Origin of the sequence: Umezawaea sp. Da 62-37 (genome assembly GCF_032460545.1) — a bacterium.
In the GTDB taxonomy this organism is placed as follows: domain Bacteria; phylum Actinomycetota; class Actinomycetes; order Mycobacteriales; family Pseudonocardiaceae; genus Umezawaea.
Window position 1 is genome coordinate 8,626,802 of the sequence record NZ_CP135965.1, and the last position, 14,175, is coordinate 8,640,976.

General features: G+C 70.0%; 17 protein-coding genes and 1 pseudogene. 9 read left to right on the top strand and 9 right to left on the bottom strand.

Annotation, left to right across the window (positions count from 1 at the left end; genetic code table 11):
* Window positions 1-38 precede the first annotated feature (38 nt).
* Together RM788_RS39245 and RM788_RS39250 are read left to right on the top strand one after the other, a co-directional pair.
* The gene (locus RM788_RS39245) at window positions 39-1,778 is read left to right on the top strand and encodes an NACHT domain-containing protein (protein ID WP_315924744.1); all 1,740 of its coding nucleotides are present in this window, start codon (window positions 39-41) and stop codon (window positions 1,776-1,778) included.
* Window positions 1,779-1,989: 211 nt separating this feature from the next.
* Window positions 1,990-3,240 carry an HNH endonuclease signature motif containing protein gene (locus RM788_RS39250; RefSeq protein ID WP_315924746.1) on the top strand — a complete coding sequence of 417 codons (1,251 nt, stop codon included), beginning with the start codon at window positions 1,990-1,992 and terminating at the stop codon, window positions 3,238-3,240.
* A 99-nt stretch (window positions 3,241-3,339) separates the two neighbouring features.
* Here the strand turns inward: RM788_RS39250 and RM788_RS39255 are convergent, their stop codons facing one another.
* The 7 genes and pseudogenes from RM788_RS39255 to RM788_RS39285 form a co-directional block, all read right to left on the bottom strand.
* On the bottom strand, window positions 3,340-4,113 hold the full coding sequence (locus tag RM788_RS39255; RefSeq protein ID WP_315934871.1) for an energy-coupling factor ABC transporter ATP-binding protein: 774 nt from the start codon (window positions 4,111-4,113) through the stop codon (window positions 3,340-3,342).
* A gap of 21 nt (window positions 4,114-4,134) precedes the next feature.
* Window positions 4,135-4,782, bottom strand: a pseudogene (cbiQ, locus tag RM788_RS39260) (cobalt ECF transporter T component CbiQ); the annotation flags it as partial.
* On the bottom strand, window positions 4,782-5,072 hold the full coding sequence (locus tag RM788_RS39265; RefSeq protein WP_315924748.1) for a PDGLE domain-containing protein: 291 nt from the start codon (window positions 5,070-5,072) through the stop codon (window positions 4,782-4,784). The gene RM788_RS39265 and the pseudogene cbiQ, both read right to left, overlap by 1 nt.
* Window positions 5,069-5,758, bottom strand: coding sequence for an energy-coupling factor ABC transporter permease (locus RM788_RS39270; protein WP_315924750.1), 690 nt, complete (start codon window positions 5,756-5,758; stop codon window positions 5,069-5,071). Before RM788_RS39270 ends, RM788_RS39265 begins: the two co-directional genes overlap by 4 nt.
* 122 nt (window positions 5,759-5,880) lie before the next feature.
* Complete coding sequence (locus RM788_RS39275; protein WP_315924752.1) at window positions 5,881-6,072, bottom strand: DUF397 domain-containing protein; 192 nt, start codon at window positions 6,070-6,072, stop codon at window positions 5,881-5,883.
* A 182-nt stretch (window positions 6,073-6,254) separates the two neighbouring features.
* Window positions 6,255-6,794, bottom strand: a complete 540-nt coding sequence (locus tag RM788_RS39280; protein WP_315934872.1) for an HD domain-containing protein — start codon at window positions 6,792-6,794, stop codon at window positions 6,255-6,257.
* A 50-nt stretch (window positions 6,795-6,844) separates the two neighbouring features.
* The gene (locus tag RM788_RS39285) at window positions 6,845-7,909 is read right to left on the bottom strand and encodes a helix-turn-helix domain-containing protein (protein ID WP_315924754.1); all 1,065 of its coding nucleotides are present in this window, start codon (window positions 7,907-7,909) and stop codon (window positions 6,845-6,847) included.
* Window positions 7,910-8,094: 185 nt separating this feature from the next.
* On the opposite strand from RM788_RS39285, the gene RM788_RS39290 reads away from it, so the two are divergent.
* Both RM788_RS39290 and RM788_RS39295 read left to right on the top strand, forming a co-directional pair.
* Window positions 8,095-8,346: an HC3 family zinc finger protein gene (locus RM788_RS39290; RefSeq protein WP_315924756.1), complete on the top strand. Its 252-nt coding sequence runs from the start codon at window positions 8,095-8,097 to the stop codon at window positions 8,344-8,346.
* Window positions 8,339-9,013: a Scr1 family TA system antitoxin-like transcriptional regulator gene (locus tag RM788_RS39295; RefSeq protein ID WP_315924758.1), complete on the top strand. Its 675-nt coding sequence runs from the start codon at window positions 8,339-8,341 to the stop codon at window positions 9,011-9,013. The genes RM788_RS39290 and RM788_RS39295 overlap by 8 nt, the downstream gene beginning before the upstream one ends.
* Here the strand turns inward: RM788_RS39295 and RM788_RS39300 are convergent.
* The gene (locus RM788_RS39300) at window positions 8,935-9,615 is read right to left on the bottom strand and encodes a uridine kinase (protein WP_315924760.1); all 681 of its coding nucleotides are present in this window, start codon (window positions 9,613-9,615) and stop codon (window positions 8,935-8,937) included. The two genes, RM788_RS39295 and RM788_RS39300, sit on opposite strands and share 79 nt — an antisense overlap.
* 109 nt (window positions 9,616-9,724) lie before the next feature.
* Between RM788_RS39300 and RM788_RS39305 the strand changes: the two genes are divergently transcribed.
* The 3 genes from RM788_RS39305 to RM788_RS39315 are packed head-to-tail and all read left to right on the top strand — an operon-like array spanning window position 9,725 to window position 12,415.
* Window positions 9,725-11,077 carry a replication-associated recombination protein A gene (locus tag RM788_RS39305; RefSeq protein WP_315924762.1) on the top strand — a complete coding sequence of 451 codons (1,353 nt, stop codon included), beginning with the start codon at window positions 9,725-9,727 and terminating at the stop codon, window positions 11,075-11,077.
* Between the two features lie 40 nt (window positions 11,078-11,117).
* A complete protein-coding gene (locus RM788_RS39310) occupies window positions 11,118-11,849 on the top strand; it encodes an SAM-dependent methyltransferase (protein ID WP_315924764.1) in 732 nt (243 codons plus the stop codon).
* Window positions 11,846-12,415, top strand: coding sequence for a GNAT family N-acetyltransferase (locus tag RM788_RS39315; RefSeq protein ID WP_315924766.1), 570 nt, complete (start codon window positions 11,846-11,848; stop codon window positions 12,413-12,415). The genes RM788_RS39310 and RM788_RS39315 overlap by 4 nt, the downstream gene beginning before the upstream one ends.
* Window positions 12,416-12,696: 281 nt before the next feature.
* On the opposite strand, the gene RM788_RS39320 is transcribed toward RM788_RS39315, so the two are convergent.
* On the bottom strand, window positions 12,697-13,308 hold the full coding sequence (locus tag RM788_RS39320) for a GNAT family N-acetyltransferase (RefSeq protein WP_315924768.1): 612 nt from the start codon (window positions 13,306-13,308) through the stop codon (window positions 12,697-12,699).
* A gap of 149 nt (window positions 13,309-13,457) precedes the next feature.
* On the opposite strand from RM788_RS39320, the gene RM788_RS39325 reads away from it, so the two are divergent.
* Window positions 13,458-13,862 carry a DUF948 domain-containing protein gene (locus tag RM788_RS39325; protein WP_315924770.1) on the top strand — a complete coding sequence of 135 codons (405 nt, stop codon included), beginning with the start codon at window positions 13,458-13,460 and terminating at the stop codon, window positions 13,860-13,862.
* Window positions 13,859-14,161 carry a hypothetical protein gene (locus RM788_RS39330; protein WP_315924772.1) on the top strand — a complete coding sequence of 101 codons (303 nt, stop codon included), beginning with the start codon at window positions 13,859-13,861 and terminating at the stop codon, window positions 14,159-14,161. The genes RM788_RS39325 and RM788_RS39330 overlap by 4 nt, the downstream gene beginning before the upstream one ends.
* Window positions 14,162-14,175: the final 14 nt, after the last annotated feature.

Sequence of the window (14,175 nt, forward strand, 5' to 3'; positions counted from 1 at the left end):
GCGGCCACCGCCGCGCGGCCCGTGTGCGATTCTCGGGTGTGACCGATCGCCACCTGGACGACCTGCGTCGGACGGCACGGGCGGCCCTGCGCGGGACGCCGGACGGGATGGGCACCGCACCGGACGTCGACCTCGCCGAGCTGGTCCGCGCCGAACGCGGCCTGGTGCTGCTGGGCGACCCCGGATCCGGCCGGACGACCCTGCTGCACCGCCTCGCCGCGGACCTGCTCGACGACGACGAGGGGCCCGTGCCGATCGTGCTGCCGCTGTCCACGGGCAGCTGGCGCGTCGAACCGCACCGGCTCAGCTCCCTGCGGTGGGCGAGCAAGCAGGACGTCGTGCCCGCCGACGACTGGGACACCGAGGCGCTCGAACGGGCGCAGCGGCTCAGCGTGGCCAAGCTCGAGCAGGTCGACCACGCCGTGGACACCGCCGTCGAGTGGCTGGCGGTCGAGATCGGCAGGCAGCACCAGGTGCCCCCGCACAAGGTGGGGGAGTGGCTGCGCGCGACTCCCTGCGGGCTCGTGCTGCTGCTGGACGGGCTCGACGAGATCCGGCACGCCGACGACCGCCGCCGCTGCGTCGAGGTGCTGTCCCTGCTGAAGCCCCGGCTCACCACCGCGATCGTCGTGTGCGCCCGGCCGTCCGACGAGGTCGAGCTGCGGAAGTTCGGGCGGGCGGTGCGCGTCCCGCCGTTGGGCGCGACGACCGTCGACGCCTTCCTGGCGGCGGACGGGCTGGAGTCGCTGCGGGCGGCGTGCCTGCGGCGCGAGGACCTGGTGGCGGCGCTGGACACCCCGTTGGCGTTGACGCTGGCCGCCGAGGGCTACCGGGGCGCGGAGGTCGACGACGACGAGGTGGACCGGGTGGTGTCCGGCGGCCTCGACCACCTGTGGGCGGTGCGGCTGCCCGCGCGGGCGGAGTCGTTGCGCGGTCTGGCCCGGCTGATGGACCGCGGCGACCGGGACGTCTTCACCGTCGAGGCGTTGAGCCTGGCGTGGGTGCGGCAGGCCGGGCTGTGGCCCGTCCGGGTGGTCGCGCCGTGGGTCTACGGGGTGCTGGCGCTGGTCGCCGCCGTCGGACTGGTCGCGTTCACGGCGTGGGCCACCAGCCCCGGTTTCGCCGTGCTGTGCGCCGGGGTGCTCGCCGCGTCGGCCGCCGCGCAGGTGTACGCGGCGGGCAACGCCACCGACCGCCGCCGCTCCCGGCTCGACCTCGGCGACTTCGTGGCCGCCCGGTGGGCCCTCGACTGGCGTGCGGCGGTGGCGGCGCTGCTCACCTGCGTCCTCGCCGGACTCGTGACAGGGGCCTCGGTGGGGATGTTCGGCGGCCCGGCAGGCATCGCGCTCGGTCTGCTGCCCGGCACCGCGGCGGGCCTGGCGGTCGCCGTCCTGGCGCTGCCGGTCCGCGCGCCCGCCGCCCGTGTCCGCCCCACCGCGTCCCGCTGGACCCTGGCCGTCCGCGTCACCGCGGGCGTGGTCGCGCTGGCCGTCGGACTGCTCCCCGCCTTCGCCGTGCTCGTCCTGACGAAACGCCTGTTCACCCCGTACATCCACCACCTGATGCTGGCCGCGACGGCGGGCGTGTGGCTGGCGGCGTTCGCCATCTCCCTGCACGGCTGGTGGAGCCACCGGGCGGCCGTGAAGACCGTGACCCGCGCGGGCGTGCTGCCCGCTGACCTCACGACCTTCGTCGCCGACGGCCTGCTGCGACCCGGCCCGGACGGCTACGCGTTCGACCACCACACCCTGCGCCGGCATCTGGCGCGAGATCAGTAGTGCGTCGCGTCTGACTACTGGGGTAAATATGACGTGACGCCGTTGTCCTGTCGGTTCCGTCGTGGGTCCGGCAGGACAACGGCGGATGGTGTGGCCCGGATGCGTGCTGTTCCTTCTTGAGCCCGGACCTGGGTGATTATGCGGTTGTTTCGCGAGTGGTCACCATTCTGCCGGTCGCGTTGCGTGAAATCACCCGACAGAACCGACTGTCATGGGATTCAGGCTGATTTTCCCGACGGTCTCATTATATTATTGGGATATGACCAGGTTGGTGCTGCTCGACGACGCGGGGCTGATGGACGCCCTGCGATCCGAGGTCGAGCGGGCCCGGTTGGCGCATTCCTCGATGTTGGAGGTAGTGGCCGAGGCGCGGGCTCGCGGGTTGGAGACGCGGGCCGGGTATCGGAGTTTGGCGGAGTTGGTCAAGCACGTGGTGCGGGTCGATACCGGTGAGGCGAAGCGGTGGGTGAACCAGGCGTCGGCGGTGTTCCCGTCCGTCACGCCGATCGGTGCCGTCGTGGCCACCCCGCTGCCCGTGGTCGCGGGTGCTGTCGCGGAGGGTGTGTTGTCGTCGGCGCATCTGGACATGCTGGTCGGGGCGATGGCAGGGTTGCCCGCCGAGGCCGAACCGATCCTGGTGGACGTGGCCCGCTCCGCCGAACCCGCGGGGGTGCGGGCGGTGGCCGCCGGTATCCGGGCCCGGATCGACCAGGACGGGCGTGAGCCCGACGACCGTGACCCGGTCCAGCCGGTGAACCTGCTGCACCTGCGGACGAAGACCGACGGGCGGGTCGAGTTCAGTGGCCGGTTGGGTGCCGAGCAGGGCGAGTTGCTGCGGGCGTTGATCAGCCCGCTGGCCAAGCCGCACGCCACCGACGCCGCCGGCCCCGACACCCGCACCCTGCCCGAACGCCAGGGCGACGCGCTGGCCGACCTGCTCGACCTGGCGTCACGGTCACAGGACCTGCCGATCGAAGCAGGAGAACGCCCGCACGTCGCGGTGACCATCGACTACCGGACTTTGATGTCCGGCATCGGCACCGCGACCCTCGGCGACACCAGTGTGATCAGCGCCGGCGAAGCCCGCCGGATCGCCTGCACCGCCGGAATCATCCCCGCCGTCCTCGGCGAACGCGGCGAGGTGTTGGACATCGGCCGGATGTCACGCCGGTTGACCCCACACCTACGCCGCGCGTTGCACCTGCGGGACGGCGGATGCGCTTTTCCGATGTGCGACCGCCCGCCGAACTGGGCTGACGCACACCACATCCGGGAATGGTCCCAAGGCGGGAACACCGGTATGGACAATCTCGTACTGCTCTGCCGCCGCCACCATGTTTTGATCCACCACAGCGAATGGGAAGTCCGAATGTCGGGCGGACTCCCGAGCTTCCACCCGCCCGCGTTTATGGATCCCCTTCGGAGACCGGTGCACAACGTGGTGCGCAGACTCGCGGGGTAGAACCGAACCACCCGGACGCCACGCCTGCCGGCCTGGCACCGGGTGATGGCGGTCGCGTACTGCCAGCCAGTCACACCAGAACCAAGCCACCACACACTACTAGTCCAGTCGGTACCCGTACGGCAGCTCCAGCCGGTGCGCCGCCAGCAGTTCCGTGTCGGCCAGGATCTCGCGGGTCGGGCCGTCGGCTACCACCACGCCGTCGTCGATCACCACGCTGCGCGTGCACAGCTGGAGGGCGTACGGCAGGTCGTGGGTGACCATCAGCATCGTCCGGTCCAGGCCCAGCAAGACCTCGGCGAGTTCACGGCGGGCCACCGGTTCCAGGTTCGCCGACGGCTCGTCGAGCACCAGGATCTCCGGATCGCAGGCCAGGACGGTCGCGAGGGCGACGCGGCGGCGCTGGCCGCCGGACAGGTGCAGGGGTGAGCGGTCGCCGAAGGCGCCCATGCCGACGGCGTCCAGCGCGGCCTGCACGCGGGCGTCCAGTTCGACGCCGCGCAGGCCGAAGTTGGCGGGCCCGAACGCCACGTCCTGGCGCGCGGTGGGCATGAACAGCTGGTCGTCGGGGTCCTGGAACACCACGCCGACCCGACGCCGGATCTCCTTGAGGTTGGCCTTGTCGACCGGCAGCCCCGCCACCTCGATGCGCCCGGAACCGCCGGTGATGACGCCGTTGAGGTGCATGACGAGGGTGGTCTTGCCCGCGCCGTTCGGGCCGAGCAGCGCGACCCGCTCGCCGGGGCGGACGCGCAGGTTGACGCCGAACAGGGCCTGGTGGCCGTCGGGGTAGGCGTAGGCCAGGTGCTCGACCAGCAGCGCTGCCTCCGACTCGACGACCCGCGCAGGCTGCGGACTGCTGGTCCCGGTCATCTCGGGCATCGTGCCACTCCAGCCGCGCGACACCATCGCCAGGTGCACCCGTTCGCCGCGCTCGTAGGACCGGATGAACAGGCTCCCGATGCCGCGCGCCGTGGCGCCGACCTGCCACAGGAACCGGGGGTCGTGGCCGCGGGAGATGCGCGCGATCCGCATCCGGTGGGCCTCGCCGACGATCACCTCGGCGTAGCGCAGCATCAGCGTCGCGATGGTGATCAGCACCGACGGCGTGCGCAGCCGCTGCATTCCCAGCAGCAGGTCGTGCGGGGCCGTGGTCGCGGCGAGCGTCAACGACACCAGCACACCGATCGTGCCCTTGGCCAGGATGTTCCACCCGGACAGCGCGCCCTCGACGGACACCGCCACACCCAGGAAGTCGACCCGCCTGCCGTGCCCGACCAGCGGCAGCAGCACCGCCAGCACCACGAACGGCACCTCGATCAGCGCGCGGGCCGCGAACCAGCCCACCGGCACCCGCGCGACCCACCACACGGCCATGATCGCGAGCAGGTACACGCCGAACGCCCAGAACGCCTCGCGCGGCGTCGCCACCACGCACAGCACCGCCGCGAACGCCGCGACGATCTTCAGCTGCGGGGGCAGCCGGTGCACCGGCGAGTCGCCGGGCCGGTGCAGCGCGCCGTGCCCGTGGCCTGCGCCCACTACTCCTGCTTTTGCGGGGAACGCTTGCGCAGCAACCAGAACAGCCCGCCCGCCAGCGCGAGCGTGACGACCACGCCGAGGATGCCCGCGACCCCGGTGAACCGGTCGTCGCCGCCCACCGCGTAGTCCGCGAACAGCGACCCGCTCATGGGGCTGTCCTTCGCGTGCTCCGCGATGCCGTGCGCCTCGGTCACGTGGTCGAGGCCGTCCGGGTTGGAGTTCGCGAAGTACGAGAAGACACCCGCCAGCACCAGCGAGACGATCGCGAACCCGATGAAGAACCGCTTCATGCCCTCAACTCCAGGTTCTGCGGGGTCTTGCGGAGCAGGTAGACCAGGTCCGGCCGGATCGACGACACGGCCGTCACCGTCGCCGCCGTGATCAGGCCCTCGCCGATGCCGATCAGCACGTGCACACCCACGATCGCCGCCGCCACCGTGCCGAGGGACACCCCGCCCTGACCGCCGATCGCGTACTCCAGCACGAACCCGCAGGACGCGACCACCGTGTTGACCAGCGCGGACACGAACGCCACCGCCGCGATCCCACCCCTGCCCCGCCGGGCGAGGCCCCGCAGCGCCATCGCGACCAGGTAGCCGGTCGCCGTGCCGATCAGCGCCATGTTCGTGACGTTCGCACCGAGCGCCGTCACCCCGCCGTCGGCGAACAGCAACGCTTGCAGCACCAGCACGATCGTCACGCACAGCGCGCCGACCCACGGCCCCACCAGGATCGCGGCCAGCGCGCCGCCCAGCAGGTGGCCGCTGACACCGGGCAGCACCGGGAAGTTCAGCATCTGGGTGGCGAACACGAACGCCGCCACCAACCCCGCCATCGGAGCCGTCCGGTCGTCGAGATCCCCGCGCGCCTTCGCCAACGCGATCCCCACGCCGACGACCGCGACCACGACGAACAGCAGCGAGGTCGGCGCGTTCAGCAGGCCGTCGCTCATGTGCATTGCGATGGTTTCGGACACGGGGTCACGGTAGTTGCCAGGCACCCGTTATGGCCAGAGCGTGGCAACAAGTGTGCCGCCGGATACCGCCGGTCCGGTAGCAACGGACCGTTCGGGCTGGTGGGGGTCGTACTTGTGCGGTGTCAGCCGGTCTTCACGGCGGCGAGGAACCGGTTCAGCACCTCCACCGCGAAGCTGAGCACGGGTCCGGTGTGATTTTTCGAGTCGCGCACCGCGGCCACACCGGGAACCCGCGCCGGTTCCACGCAGTTGTTCGCGCCTTCGGTCCGACTGGACTTGCGCCATCGGGCGCCGGAAGGCTCTGGGGCAGGCAAGGTGCGCCCCTTCCGTTACTCGATCTCCTTGATGCGCCGGTCGAGAAGCTTCATGGAGTCCCTGTCGTCGAGGGCCGTGACCCGTAACCGGTCGAAGGCAAGCCTAGAGACCTTTCGACGGTCCGCAGATCGGGCGACTCAAGGCGGAGATCCGAATGAGGGCGCACCCTTGAGAGGGCCGGCTAGCGTCCTCGCCACGCGAGGGGTGAGGTGGTCAGCGCCGCGTCGGCGATCGCCTTGGCGGTGGCGGTACCCAGCCCGTCCCGCGAGGAGTCGATCCACCCCCGCACGTCCCGGTACCCGGCCGCTCGGTACTCGACGGCTTGCACGAGGCACTCCAACTTGTCAGCGTCCTTCGCGCACCGGGCCTCCGCCGTGGACTGCGCCTCGTACTCCGCGACCGCCTCCCGCACCGTCTTCGCCGCGGCTTCCGGCATCCCCGCGACCTGGTCGGCCGTGATCGCCTCGGCGTCGGGCTTGCCGACGTACGGCCGTGCCGTGTGCGGGATGTCCCCGGTCCGGGTCTCCTGCGAGTCGTGCCAGATCGCCAGGAAAGCCGCCCGTGCCGGATCGGCGCCTTCCTGCGCGGCGATCAGCGACGCCAACTGCGCGACCCGCAGGCTGTGCTCCGCCACCGACTCGGGATCGCGCACCCCGACGTGCCACCAGCCAGCCCTCCGCATCCGTTTGAGGATGCCCATCTCGAACGCGAACCCGGCCATTCCAGCCGCGCCTTGGTCGGCGGACTCTTCAGTCACGTCGGTGGTCCTTCCTACCGTTCGGCGAGTCGGATGGCGTACCCCACGTTAGCCAGCTCCTGTCGACTGCGAGCGGTGAGATCTTCGTCGATCACCTCGTCCACCTTGGCGCGGGCCAACGTGCGGAGTACCGGGTGGGACTCGAGGAGTCGCGGTCGCGCCAGTAGGAGCGACCAGAGCGTGTGGATGTTGAGTTCCACGTGGTTGGACATGGAACTCAAGCCCGAGAGCAAGTGCTCGAACAGGTGGGCACCCGACCATGTCATCCGGTGGTCGGAAGTCATGAAGGCGTCGTCGACCTGGACTTCGGTGGTCTCCCCGACCCAGTAGGCCCAGTAGTTCAGGTTGGCGATCTCTTGAGCGGTGTCCGCCAGTCCTGTCGATACGAACGCGGTCAAAGGATCCCTGTTGCCAGTGGAGGCCAATGCCACGGCGGAGGAGCGCACAGCCAACCAGGAAGGCACGTCATCGGATGGACCGACTGAGCGGACGGCTCGTCGTTGCTCATCCATCAGCCATGCGGCAGTGCCCTGTCGCTGGTCGAAACCGAGCAAGTAGATGGCCTGCCGCCGGAGCAACGCGTTGGCGCTGTTCCGGTTGGTATCGGCGACGGCCAGCAGGTGGTCGAAGAACCTCGTTTGTTCTTCCGCGTTCAGCACAGGGTGATTCGATACCGGCCCGCGCCGTGTCTGACGTTTTTCGGTCATTCGAGTGATACCCGGTGGGGTGATTCCGGTGAACGGCCAAGTGATCAGGTTGGTGAGTTTGCGCCTGTGCACGCTCGTCGCGAGAGGGTGGTGCCCCGGCAAGCCTGGATCGGATCCGGCGCCAATCGCGTCAGCGATGATGAGGTCGACCTCCACTGCGTCGTTCAAGGTGGCGAACGCGCTGGTGGGAGCACCTAGACGGGTCAGCTTCATGCGGAGCCGGACAAGGTCGCCCGCGCGGAGCGCGGTAAGCGATCGTCGTCCGCTTTCCCAACCTTGGACGGTCGCCACGTCGACTGTGAGTTCGTCGGCGAGTTCCGCCTGCGTCAGCCGTATCGACTCGCGGATCGTTTTGAACAGGTACCCGCACACGATTCCCAGGCTTCGAGGGGAACCCTTACTCGTAGGTGGTGTTCGTCCGCGTTGTCCCAACGGAGTTCTCCCTGTGCTTTGTCCCCACGCTTGGAAACACGTACTGGTGGTCAGTCCAGTCGCGCCTGTGAAAAGTCTAGCGTTCACCACGTGAAACTTGTGGGGACGCAGCGGGGAGCAATTTGATGCCCACCATCGAAGCGCGGCACTGCTGGCATGACGCCGGTGGGCTGCGGCACGCGATCAGCCTGACCGCCTACCCACTACCGCCCCGCCCCGACGAGGACATCGACACCCTGTGCGGGTTGCGGGTCACGTTGACCCGGCGGGACTTCCCGCGACTCGCGGAGTACCAGCCGCATCGGCGGACGTGTCTCGACTGCGACGCGGTGTGGCGCAGGCGTGACGGCATCCGGGGGAGGGCTGGGGATGCGTAAGGGGTCGACGGTGCGGCGGCGGGCGTTGGGGGTGGAGTTGCGGGGCAAGCGGGAGGCGGCCGGGTTGTCGGCGGGGGAGGTGGTCGAGCGGCTTAGGTGGTCGCCGAGTCGGCTGTCGAAGCTGGAGCACGGTGAACGTGGTTCCGCGGACGTGGACGTGGCGGCGCTGCTGGCCGTGTGCGGGGTCGCGGACGAGGAGTTCGACCGGCTGGTCGGGTTGTGCCAGGAGTCGGATCGCGACGTATGGGTGCAGCCGTTCGGGGACGGCAGGGTGCTCGCGAACGAGGAGGCACGGGCCGCGGGGATGGTCGGCTACCAACCGATGGCCGTGTCCGGACTGCTGAACGTCGAACTATCCGCCGAGCGACGGGAAGTGCCCGGGCGGGCCGGGTTCTACGTGGGGGAGGAGGCGTTGCGGCGGGCTGGGTCGGAGCAGTTGCTGCACCTCCTGCTGGTGCCCGCAGAGGTGCGGGTCGTGCCGGGGCAGGCGTGTGTGAACGGGCCGTTCACGCTTCTCGGCGACGCCGTCGTGCACCTGGAGACCCTGGTCGCGGACATCTACCTGGAACGCCCGGACCACGTGGCGGCCTACCGGGCCACCGTCGGGCGGCTGTCGGAGGTCGCCTGGGACGTCCGCAGGTCCCGCGAAGTGCTGGCCACGGCCTGAACCGGCACTCGAAGCGCCGACAACTCCGCCCGCGCCCGCCCCGGATCCACCACGCGCATCCCGGCCGCCGCGCACCGGCGCACCACGTCGGGCTGCTCCCGCAGCAGCCGCAACCCCCGCCGCACCAGCACCGCGACCGGCTTCCGCGCCTCGGCCACGTCCCGCACGAACCGCCGCGCGAACGTCACCCACGCGTTCGGCGCCAGCACGATCGCGTCCACCAGCACCCCGGCCTCGCGGCACCCGGCCACCAGCCGGTCCGCGAACAGCCCCTCGGCGATGAACGCGGGCGCATCCCCGAGCACGACCTCGTGGCACCCGGTCCGGCGGCTCTCGCTGATCGAGTACGTCGGCGCCTCGACCCGCCCGGTCCGCGCCAGCGCGACCACGGCCGCCACCGCCGCACCCGTGTCCCACGACCCGGCCGCGTCCCAGTCCGCGCGCCCGGCGGCGTCGCGGGGGAGCAGCGGATCGTCGTCGTCGCGGTAGAAGTCGTCCAGGCGCAGGACCGGCCAGCCCAGGTGGGCGGCGAGGTGGGACTTGCCGGAGCCGGAGGGGCCCGCGAGCAACACGGCGCGCGCGTGAACGGAAGATGACGGCACGGAACGCAATTCTGGCACAGCAGGTCACGGATGGGGCTGTGACCTGCGCGATCGAATCCGCGGCGCTCGGCTTTCATTCCTGTCGTACCTCCCCGGTAGGTTCGGGCACGTGGACGAAGGGCTGTTCGACGAGGGTTTGTTCGGTGTCGACCCGGAAGAGCGGAAGGCGCGCATCGCGGCGAACGCGCCGCTGGCGGTGCGGATGCGGCCGGCGACCCTGGACGAGGTCGTCGGGCAGGACCACCTGCTGGGGCCGGGTGCGCCGTTGCGACGGCTGGTCGAGGGGGCCGCGCCGGCCTCGGTGATGCTCTACGGGCCGCCCGGTACCGGGAAGACGACGTTGGCGACGTTGGTGTCGCAGGCGACGGGGCGGCGGTTCTCGGCGCTGTCGGCGCTGTCCGCGGGGGTGAAGGAGGTGCGGGCGGTGATCGACGAGGCGCGCAAGCGGCTCGTGCGGTCGGGGGAGCAGACCGTCCTGTTCATCGACGAGGTCCACCGGTTCTCGAAGACGCAGCAGGACGCGCTGCTCGGGGCCGTGGAGGACCGGATCGTGCTGCTGGTCGCGGCGACGACGGAGAACCCGTACTTCTCGGTCGTGTCGCCGCTGCTGTCCCGGTCGCTGGTGCTCCAGCTCAAGCCGCTGACCGACGAGGCCGTGCGGCAGCTGATCCGCCGCGCCGTGGCGGACGAACGCGGGCTGGGCGGCAAGGTCTCGCTCGCGGAGGACGCCGAGGACCACCTGGTGCGGCTCGCGGGCGGTGACGCGCGGCGCGCGCTCACGGCGCTGGAGGCGGCGGCGGACTCGGCGGCGCAGGAGAACGGCGGCGTGATCGACCTGGCGCTGCTGGAGGCGACGGTCGACAGGGCGGCGGTGCGCTACGACCGCGACGGCGACCAGCACTACGACGTGACGAGCGCGTTCATCAAGTCCATCCGCGGGTCCGACGTGGACGCCGCGCTGCACTACCTGGCGCGGATGATCGAGGCGGGCGAGGACCCGAGGTTCATCGCGCGCCGCCTGGTGATCCACGCGAGCGAGGACATCGGCATGGCCGATCCGATGGCACTGCTGGTCGCGACGGCCGCCCAGTCGGCCGTGCAGACGATCGGCATGCCGGAGTGCACGCTCAACCTCGCCCAGGCCGCCATCCACCTCGCGACGGCCCCGAAGTCGAACGCCGTGACGACCGCGATCGGCGCCGCGATGGCCGACGTCCGCCAAGGCGCGACCGGCGCCGTGCCCGCGCACCTGCGCGACGGCCACTACGCGGGCGCGGCCAAGCTCGGCAACGCGCAGGGCTACCGCTACCCGCACGACGTGCCCGGCGGCGTGCTCACCCAGCAGTACCCGCCGGACGACCTGGTCGGCCGCGACTACTACGAGCCGACCCCGCGCGGCGCCGAGCGCGTGCTGTCCGAACGCCTGCCGAAGCTCCGCAAGGTCATCCGCGGCGAGGACTAATTCAGGTGCCCGGCCAGGGGAAAGGTGCCACCGTGGCGCCGTGACACCTGCCCCCGTGAACGGCCACACCTTCCTCGACTTCAACGCGCCGATGACGGACGCGCGCGCCTACGACCTGGTCAACGGTCTGCGTCCGCTGGAAGGCCGGACCGTCGTCGACTTCGGCTGCGGCTGGGCCGAGCTGCTGCTGCGCGTCCTGGAGACCGAGCCGACCGCCCGCGGCTTCGGCGTGGACTCGGACGAACTCGGCATCACCAGGGGCCGTGCCAACGCCGAGAAGCGCGGCCTCACCACCGCGCGCCTGGAGCTGGCCGACGTCACCACGTGGGAGGCTCCGCCCGCCGACGTCGCCATCTCCATCGGCGCCAGCCACGCCTGGGGCGACACCCGCAAGACCCTCGAGGCCATGCACTCGCGCATCAAGCCCGGCGGCAAACTGCTCCTCGGCGACGCCTTCTGGGAGAAGCCGCCCACCGACGACATCCTCACCCGCCTCGACGCCAAGCCCGACGAATTCGGCACCCTCGCCGCCCTGGTCGACCTCGCCATGGCCGCCGGCTACCGCCTGCTCTCCCTCGCGACCGCCAACCTCGACGAGTGGGACTCATTCGAATCGCGCTGGTGCGCGGGCCGCGAACGCTGGCTCCTCGACAACCCCGACCACCCCGAAACCACCGAGGTCCGCGCCGTCGTGGACAACCACCGCGACACCTGGCTGCACGGCTACCGCGGCTACCTCGGCTTCGCCTACCTCACCCTGGCACGGGTATGACCACGTTCCTCGAAACCGACCGCCTGGTGCTCCGCCGGTTCACCGAATCAGACGTGGACAACCTGACAGCACTCGACTCCGACCCGGACGTCATGCGCTACCTGACCGGCGGCACACCCACTCCGCGAGCAGAGGTCGAGAACGACTACCTACCGGCATTCCTCGCCTACTACGAAAAGTGCACAGGCTTCGGATTCTGGGCCGCAGAAGACAAAACAGGCACCTTCCTGGGCTGGTTCCACTTCCGCCCCCAACCACACGACCCGCCAGGCCAAGTCGAACTGGGCTACCGCCTGAAAAAATCGGCTTGGGGCAGGGGATACGCCACCGAGGGCTCAAAAGCCTTGGTGCACAAGGGCTTCACCGACCTGGACGTAGACCGCGTGTACGCCGAAACCATGGTCGTCAACAACAGCTCGCGCCGAGTCATGGAAAAAACAGGCCTCAAGCAAATCCGCATCTTCCACCAAAACTGGCCACACCAAATTGACGGCAGCCAGCACGGCGAAGTCGAATACGCAATAACCAAAACAGAATGGCAAACAAACCCAAAAAAACCAACCTAAAAATCCAGAAGCCCAACCACCACAAAACCCGCAGGCAACCGCCACGAACGTGGCCGATTTGACTTGGGGTTTTTGGGCCTATAATTGGTCGGCGGGCATCTCTACCACCTGCCCTTTTAGTCCGACAAGGCCCAAAAAAGGGGCCCCAAGTCAAATCGGCCACAGCACGCTGACAGTCGAAGCTGCCCTTACCCAGCTGAAAGCCGAAGCCGCTCTAGCTGAAACCCGAAGCCTCACACAGCCGAAACCCGAAGCCACCCGTACCCGGCCTCAAAAGCACCTCACCGAGAATGAATCATCAACAAAGCTACCTTCCCCGGCAGCAGGATCTCCCCGACCGGGTCGAACCCTCCCGCCTGGAAAGACGCGATCGCCCTCTTGTTCCGCACATCCGGCTCCAACAGCACCCGCGTGCACTCCGGATCGGCCTCGAACAGCGCCGCCGTCAACACCGGCAGCACCGCCCGCACCAGCCCCCGATCCGTCAACGCCAGGTCCCCCACGGCCACGTGCACCCCGATGTCGTGCGGCAGCGCCCGGTAGCACCGGGCCACCTGGTCGCGCGCCGCCCGGTAGATCTCCAGGTACAGCATCGGCGTCGAGTCCCGCCCCACCAGGCACGGCAGCGAGTGCACCCCCGCCAGCTGCCGCCGCAGTTCCGCGTCCCACAGCTCCCGCGACCACGCCTGCTGCCAGAACGCCGCGACGTGCGGCGACTGCATCCACCCGTGCACCAGTTGGAGGTCGAACGTGTCCGGGTCGACCGCCCGCGCGGACCACCCGTCGGTCAGCACGGGCAGCGGGGGAGCGGGCACCCCGAGCAGGTCACCGTGCTCCAGCGGACGGTTCGAACCAGGCCTCGACACTGCCCGGTAGTCGTCCAGGTTGGTCACCGGCCGCACCGGTCCTCCAGTCCGCTGTAACGATCAGTTCACCGCCGGTGACCACGCTAGTCGGACCAACGGCGATCCAATCGGGTCCATTCGGGGGACGCACGCTAACCTTGTGACCCTTCCACATCCTGCGTTCCCCAGGAGGATCAGTGTCGCCAGGGCAGATCGCCGCGCTGGTAGCAGCAGGCGCTTTCGTGCTGCTCGTGCTGCTGCTGGCGATTCCGCTGCTGAAGCTCGGCAAGACGTTGGACGAGGCCACGATCGCGATCCGCAAGGCGCACGAGAACACCGACCCGCTGTTCACCGAGGCCAACACGACGTTGACCCACGTGAACACGCAGTTGGAACGCGTCGACGGCATCACCGCGAACGCCCGCGCCGTCACCGGCAACGTCTCCGCGCTCACCTCGTTGTTCACCGCCACGCTGGGCGGGCCGCTGGTCAAGGCCGCCGCGCTGTCCTACGGCGTGAGCAAGGCCGTGCGCGCGCGTCGCAAGGCCGCCGAGTCGCCGAACAAGCACACCCGCCGCCGTCCCCGCGGGGGCAAGCGATGAGCAGGCTGTTCTGGTTCGCCGCGGGTGCCGCGGCAGGCGTGTTCGCCGTGCGCAAGGCAGGTCAGGTCGTCCACCAGGCGACTCCCGCGGGCATCGGGGAGAACGTCGGCAACGGGTTGCGCGAGCTCGCGGGCGCGCTGGGCTCCTTCGGCGCCGAGGTGCGCGCCGGGATGTCCGAGCGCGAGAACGAGCTGCAGGAGTCCGTCGAGAGGCAGACCGGGTTCACCCCCGGCAAGTACTCGACGGAGCCCGCACCGCGCAGGGGTACCGGCGCGCGAGCGCGTCGGGCGGACGGCTGAGCCACTCGCCGTTC

What these genes read in the sequence shown, in the direction of transcription:
- RM788_RS39250 (WP_315924746.1), top strand. Translation starts at nt 1,990, where the DNA reads ATGGGATTCAGGCTGATTTTCCCGACGGTCTCATTATATTATTGGGAT.
- RM788_RS39295 (WP_315924758.1), top strand. Translation starts at nt 8,339, where the DNA reads ATGCGTAAGGGGTCGACGGTGCGGCGGCGGGCGTTGGGGGTGGAGTTG.
- RM788_RS39280 (WP_315934872.1), bottom strand. Translation starts at nt 6,794, where the DNA reads ATGGCCGGGTTCGCGTTCGAGATGGGCATCCTCAAACGGATGCGGAGG.
- RM788_RS39315 (WP_315924766.1), top strand. Translation starts at nt 11,846, where the DNA reads ATGACCACGTTCCTCGAAACCGACCGCCTGGTGCTCCGCCGGTTCACC.
- RM788_RS39265 (WP_315924748.1), bottom strand. Translation starts at nt 5,072, where the DNA reads ATGAAGCGGTTCTTCATCGGGTTCGCGATCGTCTCGCTGGTGCTGGCG.
- RM788_RS39255 (WP_315934871.1), bottom strand. Translation starts at nt 4,113, where the DNA reads ATGACCGGGACCAGCAGTCCGCAGCCTGCGCGGGTCGTCGAGTCGGAG.
- RM788_RS39290 (WP_315924756.1), top strand. Translation starts at nt 8,095, where the DNA reads ATGCCCACCATCGAAGCGCGGCACTGCTGGCATGACGCCGGTGGGCTG.
- RM788_RS39330 (WP_315924772.1), top strand. Translation starts at nt 13,859, where the DNA reads ATGAGCAGGCTGTTCTGGTTCGCCGCGGGTGCCGCGGCAGGCGTGTTC.